The following is a 15200-nucleotide window of genomic DNA, read 5'->3' on the forward strand; positions in this document are numbered from 1 at the left end:
CTCGGCGGCGCGTGGCGGACCTGCCGCGCGAGGGCCTCGCTCGCCACCGCACTGCGGGCATCCGACACATGCGATTGCGCGCTGTGCTTCCGTTCGTGGAAGTACAGCGCGCAATCGCGTTCGTGAGGTGGTGTCGCGCGAGTTCGCCTCACCGGCCGTGATCCACCGCCCAGGTCTCATCGCCCGAGGTCCGCCGCCCAGGATTCACCGACTCGGGTCCCCGTGCAGCACCGACAGCTCCAGGGGCGCAGGCGGGGGCAGCGGAGCGGTGTGCCCGGCGCGCGCGGCCTGGAGCACGTAGGCCACCAGGCGTCGCGCAGCCGCCACCGCCGTCGATGCCGGCTGCGCTGCGAGAGGATCCACGGCGAGCAGCAGCAGATAGACGTCGCTGGGGTCGAAGTCCGGCCGCAGGGTGCCGACATCCTTCGCCCGCTGCACCAGCTCGGCCAGTCCCTCTTCGGCGCGGGTGCGCGCCCCCTCCACGTCCACTGCGCCCGGGTAGCGCGCCAGGAACGCGGCGCTGAAGCCCCGGCTGCGGGCCTGCATCTCGGTCACGGTGCTCAGCAGCCGCACCAGCCCCCGCCAGGGATCCTCGTCGGCCACGGCGCGGGCGAGGACCGCATCGCACTCGGCGAGCTGTTCGGCGAAGACATCCGCGACGAGCTCGTGGCGGGTGGGGAAGCGACGGTACAGCGTCGCCGGGCTCACCCCGGCCCGTCGGGCGATCGCGCCGAGCGGCACGTCGATGCCGCGGATCGTGAACAGCTCTCGGGCAGCGATGATCAGGAGATCCCGGTTCTCACGGGCATCGGAGCGCAGCGCGGGCGCCTCGACGATCTGCGAGTGATCCTCCTGCATGACTCTCACTCTAGACGGAAGTGGAAGAGCGCGTTCACTTCCGGGGTTGTGGCGATGAGGCGGCGCGCCGGGTGCCGTCACGAGAGCTGCTCACGAAGGACGAGGACACCCATGCAGACCACGCAGACCACACAGACCACACAGACCACACAGACCATGCGGGCCGCGCTGTACGACAGCTACGGAGGGCCGGAGGTGCTCTACGTCGGAGAGGTCCCGGTGCCGGAGCCCTCCGCCGGGGAGGTGCTCGTGCGGGTCCGCGCCTCGAGCATCAACGGCGGCGAGCTCGCCGTCCGTGCCGGGACGCTGCGCCTGCTCACAGGCCGCAGATTCCCGAGGAAGCTCGGCATCGACCTCGTCGGAGAGGTCGCCGCCCTCGGCGCCGACGTCACGACGGTGACGGTGGGGGACCGGGTGTGGGGAACCGTCGAGGAGATCGAGTCGGGGGCGACGGCGCAGTACGCCCTCGTGCGTCCCGACAAGATCGCGCACGCACCGAGCGGCCTCAGCGCCGTCGAGTCCGTGTCCCTCATCGCCGGCGGCACGACGGCGATCACCGCGCTGCGTGACCATGCCGGCCTCAAGCCGGGGGAGCGGCTGCTGGTACGAGGCGCGAGCGGCGGGGTCGGGAGCCTCGCCGTGCAGATCGGACACCTGTTCGGCGCGCACGTCACCGGGCTCGCCGGGGCGAAGAACCTCGACTTCGTGCGATCCCTCGGGGCCGACGAGGTCTTCGACTACCGCACGACGCAGCCCGAGGAGCTGGGGCGCTTCGACGTCGTCCTCGACACCGCCGGGACCGAGCACCGCCGCTACCGGCGCCTGCTCGCCCCGGGGGGACGGATGGTCGCCGTCGGCCTCGACGTCGCACGCCTCGCGCCGAGCATCGCCTACCTCGCGACATCGGTCCGCCACGGCGCACGCCGCGTGCGGTTCTTCCGCGGCGATCCCCGCAGCGACCTGCTCGCGGAGCTGACCCGCCTCGTCGACAGCTGGGACCTGCGCCCAGTGGTCGATACGGTCCATCCCCTGGAGGACATCGCCGTCGCCCATCATGCCCTGGCGGCCGGCGGGGCACGCGGCAAGCACGTGGTGGACATCGGGTGAGCGACGGCCTCGTCGCGACCCGGCCAGGTGGCGACCCGGCCACCGCGAGGTGAGAGAACGGCGACCGGGAGGGCTCTCCGTCCTCGACGCTCAGGCCATGGTCTGACGCATCCTCTTGTGCGCTGTGCTTCCAGGAACGGGAGCACAGCGCACCATCGCGTCGAGGACAGGGCCCGGCACCTGCTCGGGAGCGGCGCCGCGCCTCGGCTCGCGCCGTAGGGTCGAGACATGCCGATCCCCACCGCTGCCGCGCCCGATCACGTCGCCGTCTCCGCCTGCCTGCTCGATGCGGAGGGCGCGGTGCTGGCCGCCGACGACGCGGACCGCCCGTACTACGCCGCCAGCACCATCAAGCTCCACGTGCTGCTGGCGGCGCTGCGGGCCGCCGACGCCGGCTCCCTCGACCTCGACGAGAGCGTCCCGGCCACCCGCACCTTCCTCGGTGCCGGCAGTGCTCCGTTCACCCTCGGCGGCGACCACCTCGACCCCACGCATCCGGCCGACGGGGACTCGGTCCGTGTCCGGGAGCTGCTGACGCGCATGATCGACCGCTCCAGCAACGAGGCCACCGACCACGTGATCGAGCTGATCGGCCTGGACGCGGTGGCCGATGCGATCACGGAGCTGGGCCTCACGTCGACGCGGGTGGAACGGATGATCGGGGACGCGAGCGCGCTCGCGGCCGGGGCGACCAACGAGACCAGCGCCGCCGATCTCGCCCGCACGATGCGTGCGCTCGTGCGGCCGACGGCCGAGCTCTCGCCCTCGTCCCGCGGCCTGGCCCGCACCGCGCTGCGGGCCCAGCAGATCCCGGTGATCGCCCGAGCCCTGCGCGAGGGCGTCCCTTGGGGGTCGAAGTCGGGCTGGGTCGACGGCTACCGGCACGACGTCGCCTTCCTCGACGACCCGGACTCCCCGGACGTGCGATTCCTGGCCGTGATGACGGCAGGGCTCGACCCGGAGGATGCCGACGTGCGGATCCTCCGGGTGGTGCGCGAGCTGTGTCCCGATCTGAGCCGCTGACGTCGGGCCTTGCACGACCGCGCCCGGCCGGCCAGGCCGCTGTCGCCCCGTCCGGTCCGGACCCTGCTCAGCCGGCCAGCTGCACCCGGCGCGCCCCGGCGTACTCGCCGGTCGGGTCGTACTCGGTCAGCGACATGATCTCGACGCTGCGGGCCGCGTTCGGCGCCTGCATGATCTGGTCGTCGCCGAGGTAGAGCGCGACGTGGCGGATGGAGTCCCCGCCCGGCTCGGTCGCGAAGAACACCAGGTCGCCGCGCTGGATGTCCTCCCGCTCCACCGGCTGCAGACCCGAGTGGTTCATCTGGTCCCCGGCATCGCGGTCGATGGCGATGCCGTGGTGGTGGAACAGCGTGTAGGTGTACCCGGAGCAGTCGAAGCCGTAGGCGCTCACCCCGGCCCACAGGTACCGCAGGCCCAGGAACCGCTCGCCGGTGGCGACGATGTCCTCGACCGTGGGCAGCGGAGGCCGCTCACCGTGCTCGCGCACCACCACGTCGGGGGCCGGCAGGTAGGCGCGATCGCCGCCGGGCACGGCCACCTGCACGGCCTGCGCGGTGCGGCCGAGGACCGGCAGGATCGTGTCGAAGGAGACGTCGATCCCGGGATGGTTGCCCGACGGGGTGCCGGTCAGCGTGCTGGTCAGCGCGGTGACCGTCGCGGTCGGGGCCGAGGCGACGTGGTCGGCGAAGCCGTCGTCGACCACCAGATGGATCGTCGGCACCCAGCCGGGGTAGCCGCGCGGGTCGCGCGGGGTGCCCTGCGCGGTGACGACGATGTGCGCCCAGTCGCCGTCGATCTCGTCGACGATCACCTCGCTGCCGAGGACGGCCTGCGACTCGAGCTCGCCGGTCAGCCAGCGCCGGGTCTCGGTGTCTTCCATGTTCGCGTTCCACGCGTCGAGGTCGACGGGATTGGTCAGCGAGGGGTCGTCGATCCCGGGACGGTTCGTGCGCGGGTCCACCCACAAGGTGGTGGCCGTGACGGCGACGTGGGCGACGCCGCCCGGCGTGAGGCCGACGCCCGGCTCGGGCCGGGGACCGGGGCGGTCGGCGGGCAGATCGGCAGGTCCGACGGCGCTCGCCGGGGCGAGCGAGGCCAGGCCCGCGACGGCGAGGCCGGCAGTGCCGGCGGCGGCGAGGCGCAGCCCGTCGCGGCGGGTCGGTCGGGGGGGGGGGGAGTGCGTGGACATTTTGTCTCCTTCGACGGGTTCCCGCCGGAGCGGGTCAGTGGTGAGCCGGAGTGCGAGGCGTTGACCTGCACGGCGGCGATCGAGCGCGGATCCGTTCGAGTGCGGACCCGTCGGTCGGGACCGGCCGACGGGTGCGGGAGGTGTCATCGATCATCTCCGATCGGGTCGGACGGGTCGACGTCGGCCTCGAGTCGATCGAGCCCGAGACCCGGCCCGCCGGTCAGGCTCAACCAGCCGCTGTCCTGCCCGTACCCGCCGGCGGGCACGTCGGAGGCGAACCAGGCCGGCGGATCCAGATCGATCATCGTGATCGCGGGATGGGCGATCGCCAGATGCGCTGCGGCGGTGATCGAGATGCGCGGCTCCATCATGGCGCCGACCATGCACTCCACCCCCGCCTCCAGGGCCACGTCCGCGATGGCCAGGGCCCCGCGCAGCCCGCCGGTCTTGGCGAGCTTGATGTTCAGCAGATCCACCGCGTCGGCCTCGACCAGGCGCCGGGCATCGGCGGTGTCCCAGACGGATTCGTCGGCCATGATCGGCACCTCCACCGCGGCGGAGACCCGGGCCAGGCCCTCGATGTTCGCCGCGGCGACCGGCTGCTCGACCAGGTCCAGCGGCAGGCCGTCGGCGATGAAGCCGGTGATGATGTCGATCGCCTGCTCCGGCTCCCAGCCCTGGTTGGCATCCAGTCGCAGCCGGGCGTCGGGGGCGGCCTCGACCACGGCGGCCAGGCGTCGGCGGTCCTCGTCGATGTCGCGGCCGAGCTTGATCTTCAGGATCTGCTCGCCACCGGCGACGGCATCGCGGGCGTGCGCCGCCATCACCTCCGGATCCTCCAGCGAGATGGTCATGTCGTTCATCAGCCCGTCGCCGACCCGGCCGCCCAGGAGCTCCACCAGGGGAGCGTCGAGACGGCGGGCCCAGGCGTCGTGCACGGCGACCTCGAGCGCGGCCTGCGCGCTGGTCGCGCCGTCGAGCGCCCCGGCGATCCGCGCGGAGAGCTCGAGGACCGTTCCGTCGGTCCCGTCGACCGCCCGGCGCAGCGGACCGGTCAGCGCGGCCGCGATCGTCCCGGCCGATTCGCCGGTGACCGCGACGGTCTCCGCCGCGCTGCCCTGACCGACGGTGCCGTCGGCGAGCTCCACCTCGGCCACCACGTACTCCACCGCCTCGGTGCGCCGGGCGGCGGTGACGAACGGCCTCAGCAGCGGCGCCCGGTGCCGGTGCGCGCGCACCGCCACCACGGTCATCGGTTCTCGTGCCGCCTCTCGCAGGGCGGAGGTCTCCGGCTTCGTGACGCGCTCGCTCACAGGACCGACATGATCTTCGCGGCGGCGAGCCCGAGGAAGGTGCCGGCGAAGGACCCGATCAGCGCCATCAGCACCCCGACGGGCACCAGCTGGCGGTTGTAGGCGGCGGCGACCACGGGCGCCGAGGCGACACCGCCGATGTTCGCGGTGGAGGCGACGGCCAGCGAGAACAGCTCGACCTTCGCGATCTTCGCGTAGATGAGCATGATGATGATGTGGACCAGCAGCACCAGCACGCCGATCAGCAGGTACAGCGGGGCCTGGGTGAGCGCGGAGAAGTCAGAGCCCGAGGCGATCTGCCCGATCACCACGAACAGCATCAGGGTGGCCACCTCGACGGAGCCGGCGGTCTTCCCCAGCGGGGTGACGGCGACGATCAGGCCCAGCACGGAGACGATGAGGATCGTCCAGGTCGTGGCATTGACGACGGTGCCCCACTCGGGGAGCAGGGTGCCCACCCACCCGGCGACGGTCGAGGCGAACAGCGAGCCGAACACGACGATCGCGAGCGAGGCGATCGTGATCGGCCGCTCCTCCTCGTCGAAGGCGCCGACATGGGCGTCGAGGTAGGACGTGTCCGCCTTGGTCCACCGGTTGAAGCGGGGCGAGGAGGCGACGGCGGCGAACATCGCCATCAGCCACACCGAGTACATGATCGTGTCGGTGATCAGGGCGTAGCCGAAGATCGACTCCGGCGCCTGCAGGATGTCCTGCACGGCGACCATGTTGGCGCTGCCGCCGGTCCAGGAGGCCAGCAGGGCGCCGAACACCTTCCAGGCCTCGTCGTGCAGCGCCGCCTGGAAGATCGTCACCACCACGATCATGCCGATGAACAGCGAACCCGCGGCGACGCAGTAGGTCAGCAGCAGCTTGGGGCCGAGGCGGATGATCTTGCGGACGTCGCAGCCGAACAGGAACAGCAGGATCATCGCCGGCAGCAGGACGTCCTTGACGGCGGCCACGGGCGCACGGGTGGAGTCGTCCTCGCCGAACACGCCGAGCGAGTTGAGGGCCGCGCACGCCAGGTACATCAGCACCATGCCGGGCACGAACTTGAACAGTTTCCAGCCGGTCGTGCGCTCGAGCACGATCAGCACGCACGACAGTCCCAGCAGGACGCCGAGCATGAGCAGGCCGTTGGTGATCACGGGAAGAGCTCCTCGAGGAGGGGACGGACGCGCCGCCGGACACAAAAAAATCGGAAGCACTCACCAGCGGCGCCTCGGTCGAGGCGTGCTGTGGTGCTTCCGACGGGATCCGGTTCGGTGAGGTTCCGGGCAGACGGCGCGGGGATGACGTTATGCGGTGGGGCCGGCCGACAAGTCGCGGTACTTCGCAGCGGCGTTGCGCACTGCCGTGGCGAGCGCCCTCTGCGAGGACCCGTGGTACCTGTCGGTGATCGACTCCACCAGGGAGTCGTCCTCGAGGAGGGAACGCCCCACCAGCAGCTCGCGGACGAACTCGACGGTGAGCGTCAGAGTGGCGGTGCAGTCCACCTTCTCGATGACGTGGGTCTCAGTATCGACGATGAGGCCGATGAAGAACAGCCCCCATTGCTCCGTGATCGGATTGTTGCTGGGCGCCTTGGACTCGCCGGTGAGGTAGATGGTGCGTGCCATGCCGTGAGCCTATGCGGTGGTCGTGGGGCGCAGCGGACGCTCCAGGAGCACGGTGGTGAAGTCCGGGAACTCCTTGCGCCGCATCGAGGTGAAGCCGAGTCGGCAGTAGTACGCCACCAGGTGGGGAGCGCAGTCCAGACGCAGCAGGTCACGGCCGCGTCGGCGGCCCTCCGCAGCGGCCAGTTCGAGCACCTGCTCCCCGAGCCGACGTCCGGCGGCGGGGAGATCGACCATCAGCCCATGCACGTACAGCGCCGAGGCGACGTCGTCGTCCCAGAAGTCGGGGTCCGTATCGAGCAGCCGGACGGCGGCGAGCAGCTCGTCGCCGCTCGAGGACTCACCGCCGTCGGCCCGTGATCCGTTCCCGACCAGGCGGAACCATTCGCCTCGGTCGACCTGCGCGAGGATTTCCATCCGGGTCTGGGAGCCGGGCGCCCATTGCTCGATGCCGCGTTCGAGCATCCACATCTCTCGCGGAGCGGATCCTCGCCAGATGCGGCACGTCGACGGGCATGCAGCGCGCCAGCCTCCCTGCGTCGACGCTCACAGCGGCAGGCGCACGTAGGTGGTCTCGAGGAACTCGGCGAGCCCTTCGTGGGAGCCCTCGCGGCCCAGGCCCGATTCCTTGACGCCGCCGAAGGGGGCCGACGGGTCCGAGGCGACGCCCACGTTCACCGCGACCATGCCGGACTCGATCCGGCCGGCGACGTCCGCGGTCTCGGTGAGGTTCTCGCCCATCGCGTAGGCCATCAGCCCGAACTCCGTGTCGTTGGCGGCGGCGACCATCTCGTCGACGTCGTCGAGCACGATGATCGGCGCGACCGGTCCGAAGATCTCCTCGCGGTTCACGCGGGCCTCGCGCGGCACATCGGCCAGGACCGTCGGGGCGTAGAAGAAGCCCTCCCGGTCCAGGCGCTTCCCACCGGTGAGGACCCTCGCGCCCCGCTCGAGGGCGTCCGCGACGAGGTCCTCGACCTTGGCGAGGCCGGCCTCGTCGATCAGCGGTCCGAGGGTGGTGTCCGCCTCGGTGCCGGGGCCGACCACGAGCTTCTCGGTCTCCTCCACCAGGCGCCGCGTGAAGTCCTCGGCGACGGAGGCGTGGACGTAGAAGCGGTTCGCGGCGGTGCACGCCTCGCCGTTGTTGCGGTACTTCCCGAGCATCGCCGCGGTCACGGCGACCTCGACGTCCGCCGAGGGCAGCACCAGGAAGGGGGCGTTGCCGCCCAGCTCCATCGAGGACTTCAGCACGTGCTCGGAGGCCTGCGACAGCAGGGTCCTGCCCACGCCGGTGGAGCCGGTGAAGGAGACCTTCCGCAGCCGCGGATCGGCCATCAGCGTGGAGCTCAGGGCCTTCGAATCGGAGGTCACCACGCAGTTGACCACCCCGGCGGGCACCCCGGCCTCGGCCAGGATCTCCATCAGCAGCAGGGAGGTCAGCGGGGTCTTCTGGGCGGGCTTGAGCACGACGGTGCAGCCGGCCGCGAGGGCTGGGCCGATCTTGCGCGTGCCCATCGACAGCGGGAAGTTCCACGGCGTGATCAGCAGTGTCGGGCCGACAGGGTGGGGCACGGTGAGGACGGCGGCCTCGGCCGACGGGGCATGGCGGAAGCGCCCGGGCTGGCGCACCGCCTCCTCGCTGAACCAGCGCAGGAACTCCGCACCGTAGGTGACCTCGCCGTAGGCCTCTGCCAACGGCTTGCCCATCTCGAGGGTCATGGCCAGGGCGAGATCGTCGGCCCGCTCGTGGCACAGCTCGTAGGCGCGGCGCAGGATGTCCGAGCGCTCGCGGGGGAGGGTCGCCGCCCAGTCGTCCTGCGCGGCGACGGCGGCGTCCAGCGCCCGGGCGCCGACGGTGGTGGCGTCCGCGTCGACCACGGTGGTCAGCGCGGTGCCAGCCGCGGGATCGAGCACCGGGAGCGACGGGTTCCCACCCAGAAAGGCACCGTCGACGAAGGAGCTGCGCGGCACGCGCTCCAGCAGGTCGGAGATGCGCTGATCGGTGATCTCGGGGAGAGCGGACGGGCCGGCCATGGGTTCCTCCTGCGGTGACGGGGTCCCTCCCAGTCTGCACCTGGGGGCCGGATCCGACGAGAGGACCGCGACCGCTCGGTCCGACCGAGTGCGGCCGCTCGATCTGACCGGGCGCCGCCGCTCGATCTGACTGGGCGCGGCCGCTCGGTCCGACCGGGCTCGGCCGCTCGGGCCGATCGGGCGCGGCCGCTCCTCCTCAGGCCGTCACGGCGGCGAGGGAGTCGACGGCGCGGATCAGGCCCAGGTGGCTGAAGGCCTGCGGGAAGTTCCCGGCCATCCGCCCGGCGCCGCTGTCGAACTCCTCGGCCAGCAGGCCCAGGTCGTTCGCGCAGTTCAGCAGCTGGTCCATCAGCGCCTCGGCCTCGTCGCGGCGCCCGGAGGCGGCGTACTGCTCGACCAGCCAGAAGCAGCACACCAGGAAGGGGTGCTCATCGCCCGGCAGCCCGTCCTGGCCCTGGGTGCGGTAGCGCAGGATCAGACCGTCCTGGGTGCTCAGCTCCTGTTCGATCCGCGCGACCGTGGCGAGCATGTGCGGGTCGTCGGCCGGGAGGAATCCGGTGTGCGGGATCTGCAGGAGGGAGGCGTCGACCTCGGTGCTGCCGTAGGTCTGGGTGAACGCACCCTCCTCGCTGACGCCGCGCGTCATGACCTCCTCGCGCACCTGGTCCCGCAGGCGTTTCCAGAGAGCGAGGTCCTCGGAGGAGGCGGGCAGGTCGTGGTCCTCGACGCCGCTGATCGCGCGGTCGAAGGTCGCCCAGACCATCACCCGGCCGTGGGTGAAGAAGGCGGGATCGCCGCGCATCTCCCAGATGCCCTGGTCGGGCTCGTCGATGCGGTCCACGGTGTAGCGCACCAGCGCCTTCTGCAGCGGCCAGGACCAGACGGTCTCCTCCAATCCGGCCTCGCGCATGGCCGCGAGCGCGATCATCACTTCGCCGACGACGTCGGCCTGGTACTGGTCGGCGGCTCCGTTGCCGATCCGCACCGGTACCGAGTCCTCGTAGCCGGAGAGGTGCTCGAGCTCGCGCTCCAGGAGGTTCCGGTCCCCGGTGATCGAGTACATGATCTGCAGCCGTTCGGGATCCCCGGCGATGGCGCGCAGCAGCCAGCGGCGCCACGAGTCGGCGGCGGCGACATGGCCGTGGGCGAGCAGGGCCTCCAGGGAGAGGGCCGCATCGCGCAGCCAGCAGAAGCGGTAGTCCCAGTTGCGCACCCCGCCGAAGTCCTCCGGGAGGCTGGTGGTCGCGGCGGCGATGATGCCGCCGGTGCGGCGATGGGTGAGGGCCCGCAGTACCAGCAGGGAGCGCGAGACGGGGTCGGCGTACTCCGCACCGACCTGCACGTTCCCCAGCCAGGAGGCCCATTCGTTGACGGTCCGATCGAGCGCGGTGCCCGGGTCGGGCGCGGCGGGAGGCTGCTGCCAGGAGGGGAACCAGGTGAGCACCCAGGTGGCCGTCTTGTCGGCCGAGAGCCGGTGACGCCCCTCATGGGAGCGGCCGTTCGGGGTGAGGGCGGGACCGTGCAGGGCGAGTCCGTCACCGCCGGCGACGGCGATCAGCACCGGGTCCCCGGAGGCGTCCTCGCCGCGGCGGACCCACGGCACGGCCTGGCCGTACTCGAAGCGGATCTTCAGCTCCTGGACCACCTCGACCTCGCCCTCGGTGCAGGTCACGGAGCGCATCAGATCGGCGTGGTCGTCGACGTCCCCGGCGAGCGAGGACGCGCTGCCGGGTGCGGGATGGGGAGCTGAACCGGGGGGACCACCAGGCGTACCGGATCCCTCGGGCCCGACCCCGGCGGCCGACGTGCCGTCCGCCGGCGGGACGGGAACGGGCGTCGCATCGGGGGACCCGGTGATCTCGGTGTCCCCGTCGGCGATCGGCATCAGCTCGGTGACCGTCGCCATGCCGGTCGGGGAGCGCCACACGGTCCTCACCACCATCGTGCCGGGCAGGTAGCGGCGCGAGACCACCTCCCCGTCCGTGATCCGCAGCGACCAGTGCCCGTTCTCCTCGTCGCCGAGCAGCGAGCAGAACAGCGCATCGGAGTCGAAGCGCGGCAGGCACAGCCAGTCGATGTCCCCCTCCCGGGTCACGAGAGCCGCGGCGCGCTGGTCCGAGAGCAGGGCATGATCTTCGATGAGCGGACTGGTCATGGGCCCAGTCCACCACGTACGGCCGGTCGACGGGAAGGAACGCCGGGATCTGCCCTCCTCGGGCGCGGGTCGACGTCCGCCGGTGCAGCTCGACCCGTCCTGCTGCGGGTCGGCGTCCGCCGGTGCGGCTCGACCGGTCCTGCTGCGGGTCGGCGTCCGCCGGTGCGGCTCGACCGGTCCTGCTGCGGGTCGGCGTCCGGCGGCGCGGCTCGACCGGTCCTGCAGCGGGTCGGCGGTTCATGGCGCGAGGCTACGGTGGCAGGCATGACTGCACAGACCTCGTCCGCGCTCTCCGAGCTGTCCGTCGACGTCCTGGTGATCGGCTGGGGCAAGGGCGGCAAGACCCTCGCCGCCACGCTCGGCGCCGCCGGCACCCGCGTGGCCATGGTCGAGCAGTTCGACCAGATGCACGGCGGCACCTGCATCAACATCGGCTGCGTGCCCACCAAGACTCTCGTCCACGACGCCGAACAGCGCCGCGAGGAGGACGACGCCCAGCAGTTCTGGGCCCGCTCCGTCGGCCGCCGCGACACCGTCGTCAGATCGATGCGCGAGGTCAACCACGCGATGCTTGCCGACCTCGACGCCGTCACCCTGATCGATGGCCGCGCCCGCTTCACCGGTGAGCGCACCGTCGAGGTCACCGGCGGCGAGGACGCGCTCACGGTGACCGCGCCCGTGGTCGTGGTGAACACCGGCGCCACCCCGGTCCGTCCCGAGCTGGCGGGGATCGACTCACCACGGGTGCACGACTCCACCTCGCTGCAGCACGTCGACCCGCTGCCGGGTCGCCTGGTGGTGATCGGCGCAGGGCCCGTCGGCCTGGAGTTCGCCTCGATGTTCGCGGGCTTCGGGGCCGAGGTGACCGTGGCGAACCGCCGGGAGCGGCTGCTGCCCGGCGAGGACGAGGAGGTCGCCGCCGAGGTGACCGACGTGCTCGAGGACGCCGGTGTGCAGATCCTGCACGGGGCGTCGGCCGAGCGGATCGAGGACGGACCCGACGCCGCCACCGTCGTGGTGCGCCACGACGGTGACGAGCAGCGCCTGGAGGCCGAGGCGGTGCTGCTGGCGACCGGTCGCCGCCCCGCCACCGAGGACCTCGGGCTCGAGACAGCGGGGATCGACGTCGATGCCCGCGGGGCGATCGTGGTCGACGAGCACCTGCGCACCAGCGCCCCGGGGGTGTATGCGATCGGCGACGTCCACGGCGGGGCGCAGCAGACCTACCTGTCCCTGGACGACTTCCGCATCGTGCTCTCCCAGCTGCAGGGGGACGGGCGGCGCACCACCACCGACCGCGTCGCCGTGCCCACCACGACCTTCCTGTCCCCGCCGCTGGCGGCCGTCGGCCTCACCCTCGACGAGGCGCTCGCCGCCGGGCACGAGGTGCTGGTCGCGACGCAGAAGGTCGCCTCGATCAAGGCGATGCCGCGCCCGAAGACCGTCGGCGACCCCCGCGGCCTGGTGATGTTCGTGGTCGATGCGCGGTCCGATCAGATCCTCGGGGCGCGGCTGCTGCACGTCGACGCCCAGGAGGTCATCAACCTGGTGGCGCTCGCGATGCGCACCGGCACCACGGCGACGCAGCTCAGCAGCGGGATCTGGACCCACCCGTCCTCGGCGGAGTCCCTCAACGAGACCCTGGGGAAGCTGGTGCCCGTCCAGCGGTGAGAGTGGTCGGCGTTCCGGTGCCGCGGGCCTCGACGTGCCCGTCGGGCCGCACCAGCACCCACGCGCGCTCGCCGGGGTCGACACCGTAGCGGCGCGCGGCGATTCCGTCCGGATCGGTGCCCGCGTCCACGGCGAGCGTCCGCATCCGCAGCCCGTCAGGACGCGGCGGGGCAGCGTGCTCGCCGAACAGCAGCAGGGTGGCGTGATCCGGCCCGAACAGCTCATGCAGGGAGACGTCGCCGAGCATCGCGTGCGGCGCCCGGTCGCCGGGGCGCGGGGACGGACCCCGGTCCCCGCCCGGGGTGCGATCGCGGTAGCTGATGGCCAGCTGCGCGTTCTGCACACTGGCGGCGCGCGCCGCCGACCGGCTGCGGCCCGCCGCCGCGAGCAGCAGATCCCGTCCCGCCCGGGCCACGGGGTGGCGCAGCGCATACAGCCGGCGCCGTGACTCCACGTCGCGGATCACCGATGCCGCCACCGGTCTGCGCTCGTGCTCGTAGGCGTCCAGCAGCTGCTCGTCGGCACCGTGGACGATGCTGGCCAGCCGCCATGCGGCGCCGACGGCGTCCTGGATGCCGAGATTCATGCCCTGCCCGCCGAACGGGGGGAACACGTGCGCGGCATCGCCGGCCAGAAGCGCCCGGCCCGACCGGTAGGAGTCCGCCAGGCCGATCCGGGTGCGGAAGATCGACGTCCACTGCACCGAGTCCACCACGATCCCGGCCATGGCGCGCTGCTCGAGCTCCCGGCCGAGCAGGTCGGCGTCCGGCTCGGGCAGCGCGATCTCGCGCGCCCTGTCGCTGACGTCGATGAACAACCGCCACAGCCGATCATCACCCGGCAGCCGCATCAGCATGAGCGGCCCCTGCGGCCCCAGCCACATCGCCCCGTCGCCGAGACGACGAGGAAGGTCGAGGGTCGCGTCGGCCAGGTAATAGGTCTCCCCGGTGTCCCGATCGGGGAAGGGGATCCCGACGCTCTCCCGGATGCTGCTGCGGGCCCCGTCGGCCCCGAGGACCCAGTCCGCGGAGAGCTCATGGCCATCGGTGGTCCGGACTCTCGCGCCGTCCGGGCCGCTGCGGACGTCGGTGGCCTCGACGCCGCGCTCGATCTGCACGCCTGCCTCGGTGAGGTGCCGGCGCAGGATCGCCTCGAGGCCCGCCTGCGGGAGGACATAGGTGTGGGGGAATGGGCTCTCGGGCGGCTCCCAGGCCATGTCGACGAGAGAGCGATGACCGCGCATGATGCTGGACCCGCGCAGCCGGTACGAGACCTGCTCGATCTCCTCGGCGACGCCGAAGCCCGCGAGCAGCTCCATCGAGCGGGCCTGCAGGCCCAGCGCCCGGGAGCTGTTCCCGGGGGCGCTGCGCCGGTCGATGATGCGGCACGGCACTCCGGAACGGATCAGCGTCAGGGCGGCGGTCATCCCGGTCGGGCCTGCGCCGACGATGAGGACCGGCGTGCGGTCGGGGTCGCTCATCCCTGCTCCTTCGACGAGATGGTGCCCAGCTGATGCGCGGCCCGGATCCAGGCATCGAGGTCTCCCGGGCGCAGGAAGTCCTCACCCGTGGCAGGAGCGTCGAGGACGGCGGGAACGGCCGCCGCATAGGCGAGCGCATCGGCGTGCAGCACGTCGGCGTCGCCGCGGCCGTCGCGGATCTCCCGCAGACCACGGGCGACGGCCTCCGCCATCTCCTGCAGCAGGGACATGACCACCCGGGCCGCGCTCGCCGGGGACGGGGCCGCGAACACACCGGTCTGCGCCCCGTCGGTGATCACCTGGGTCAGCAGCGGGACGAAGCGCTCCCGTCCTGCGATCCGCAGCCGAGCCTGCAGAGCCGCCCCGTCGTCGGAGTGCAGGGTCGGCAGTGCGGAGACCAGCAGGGCGAGGTCCTGCGACTTCGCGGAGGTCAGCGTGCGGACCAGCACGACCAGTCGTTCCGAGGGGCTCGCCACGGCGGCGATGGTGTCGGTGACCGCATCGCTCCAGGCGTCGAGCCGTCGCGCGATCAGCGCCGCCAGCAGCTCGTCCTTCCCGGAGAAGTAGTGGTAGAGCGCTCCTTTGGAGATGCCGGCCTCGCCGAGCACGTCGTGGATGGTCAGCCCCTGGACGCCGCGCTCGCGCAGCAGGCGGGTGGCGGCGTCGAGGATCGAGCGTCGACGCTCCTCGTGGCGGACGGGGTCGACGGTGCGGGCCACGGACACCTCCACATAAACAGACTCATGGTCGGTTT

At 72.1% G+C, this 15200-nt stretch carries 12 protein-coding genes and 1 pseudogene; 3 read left to right on the top strand and 10 right to left on the bottom strand.

Annotated elements, in window-relative coordinates; all coding sequences use genetic code 11:
- Positions 1-204: 204 nt before the first annotated feature.
- Positions 205-858, bottom strand: a complete 654-nt coding sequence (locus tag BH708_RS15515) for a TetR/AcrR family transcriptional regulator (RefSeq protein ID WP_076809945.1) — start codon at positions 856-858, stop codon at positions 205-207.
- Between the two features lie 111 nt (positions 859-969).
- On the opposite strand from BH708_RS15515, the gene BH708_RS15520 reads away from it, so the two are divergent.
- Positions 970-1965, top strand: coding sequence for an NAD(P)-dependent alcohol dehydrogenase (locus BH708_RS15520; protein WP_253705360.1), 996 nt, complete (start codon positions 970-972; stop codon positions 1963-1965).
- A gap of 228 nt (positions 1966-2193) precedes the next feature.
- Positions 2194-2988: a serine hydrolase gene (locus BH708_RS15525; RefSeq protein ID WP_076809946.1), complete on the top strand. Its 795-nt coding sequence runs from the start codon at positions 2194-2196 to the stop codon at positions 2986-2988.
- Between the two features lie 67 nt (positions 2989-3055).
- Here the strand turns inward: BH708_RS15525 and BH708_RS15530 are convergent, their stop codons facing one another.
- The 7 genes and pseudogenes from BH708_RS15530 to BH708_RS15560 form a co-directional block, all read right to left on the bottom strand.
- Positions 3056-4177 (bottom strand): C40 family peptidase, encoded by a 1122-nt coding sequence (locus BH708_RS15530; RefSeq protein ID WP_076809947.1) that lies wholly within the window; start codon positions 4175-4177, stop codon positions 3056-3058.
- A 143-nt stretch (positions 4178-4320) separates the two neighbouring features.
- The gene (locus BH708_RS15535) at positions 4321-5490 is read right to left on the bottom strand and encodes a dipeptide epimerase (protein WP_253705361.1); all 1170 of its coding nucleotides are present in this window, start codon (positions 5488-5490) and stop codon (positions 4321-4323) included.
- Complete coding sequence (locus BH708_RS15540; protein WP_076809949.1) at positions 5487-6638, bottom strand: DUF819 domain-containing protein; 1152 nt, start codon at positions 6636-6638, stop codon at positions 5487-5489. Before BH708_RS15540 ends, BH708_RS15535 begins: the two co-directional genes overlap by 4 nt.
- A gap of 150 nt (positions 6639-6788) precedes the next feature.
- A complete protein-coding gene (locus BH708_RS15545) occupies positions 6789-7109 on the bottom strand; it encodes a DUF3870 domain-containing protein (RefSeq protein WP_076809950.1) in 321 nt (106 codons plus the stop codon).
- Between the two features lie 9 nt (positions 7110-7118).
- Positions 7119-7577, bottom strand: coding sequence for a hypothetical protein (locus tag BH708_RS15550; protein ID WP_076809951.1), 459 nt, complete (start codon positions 7575-7577; stop codon positions 7119-7121).
- Positions 7578-7652: 75 nt separating this feature from the next.
- The gene (locus BH708_RS15555; RefSeq protein ID WP_076809952.1) at positions 7653-9140 is read right to left on the bottom strand and encodes an NAD-dependent succinate-semialdehyde dehydrogenase; all 1488 of its coding nucleotides are present in this window, start codon (positions 9138-9140) and stop codon (positions 7653-7655) included.
- A gap of 196 nt (positions 9141-9336) precedes the next feature.
- Positions 9337-11304 (bottom strand): annotated as a pseudogene (locus tag BH708_RS15560) (glycoside hydrolase family 15 protein); the annotation flags it as partial.
- Positions 11305-11559: 255 nt separating this feature from the next.
- Between BH708_RS15560 and BH708_RS15565 the strand changes: the two are divergent.
- A complete protein-coding gene (locus tag BH708_RS15565) occupies positions 11560-12966 on the top strand; it encodes an NAD(P)/FAD-dependent oxidoreductase (RefSeq protein WP_172805768.1) in 1407 nt (468 codons plus the stop codon).
- Here the strand turns inward: BH708_RS15565 and BH708_RS15570 are convergent.
- Together BH708_RS15570 and BH708_RS15575 are read right to left on the bottom strand one after the other, a co-directional pair.
- Positions 12926-14446 carry an FAD-dependent monooxygenase gene (locus BH708_RS15570; protein WP_076809954.1) on the bottom strand — a complete coding sequence of 507 codons (1521 nt, stop codon included), beginning with the start codon at positions 14444-14446 and terminating at the stop codon, positions 12926-12928. The two genes, BH708_RS15565 and BH708_RS15570, sit on opposite strands and share 41 nt — an antisense overlap.
- Entirely contained in the window at positions 14443-15165 is a 723-nt protein-coding gene (locus BH708_RS15575; protein ID WP_172805769.1) for a TetR/AcrR family transcriptional regulator, read from the bottom strand. The genes BH708_RS15570 and BH708_RS15575 overlap by 4 nt, the downstream gene beginning before the upstream one ends.
- Positions 15166-15200: the final 35 nt, after the last annotated feature.

It is taken from the genome of Brachybacterium sp. P6-10-X1, assembly GCF_001969445.1.
Taxonomy (GTDB): Bacteria; Actinomycetota; Actinomycetes; order Actinomycetales; family Dermabacteraceae; genus Brachybacterium.

What these genes read in the sequence shown, in the direction of transcription:
- BH708_RS15515 (WP_076809945.1), bottom strand. Translation starts at nt 858, where the DNA reads ATGCAGGAGGATCACTCGCAGATCGTCGAGGCGCCCGCGCTGCGCTCC.
- BH708_RS15520 (WP_253705360.1), top strand. Translation starts at nt 970, where the DNA reads ATGCAGACCACGCAGACCACACAGACCACACAGACCACACAGACCATG.
- BH708_RS15525 (WP_076809946.1), top strand. Translation starts at nt 2,194, where the DNA reads ATGCCGATCCCCACCGCTGCCGCGCCCGATCACGTCGCCGTCTCCGCC.
- BH708_RS15530 (WP_076809947.1), bottom strand. Translation starts at nt 4,177, where the DNA reads ATGTCCACGCACTCCCCCCCCCCCCGACCGACCCGCCGCGACGGGCTG.
- BH708_RS15545 (WP_076809950.1), bottom strand. Translation starts at nt 7,109, where the DNA reads ATGGCACGCACCATCTACCTCACCGGCGAGTCCAAGGCGCCCAGCAAC.
- BH708_RS15550 (WP_076809951.1), bottom strand. Translation starts at nt 7,577, where the DNA reads ATGTGGATGCTCGAACGCGGCATCGAGCAATGGGCGCCCGGCTCCCAG.
- BH708_RS15555 (WP_076809952.1), bottom strand. Translation starts at nt 9,140, where the DNA reads ATGGCCGGCCCGTCCGCTCTCCCCGAGATCACCGATCAGCGCATCTCC.
- BH708_RS15565 (WP_172805768.1), top strand. Translation starts at nt 11,560, where the DNA reads ATGACTGCACAGACCTCGTCCGCGCTCTCCGAGCTGTCCGTCGACGTC.
- BH708_RS15570 (WP_076809954.1), bottom strand. Translation starts at nt 14,446, where the DNA reads ATGAGCGACCCCGACCGCACGCCGGTCCTCATCGTCGGCGCAGGCCCG.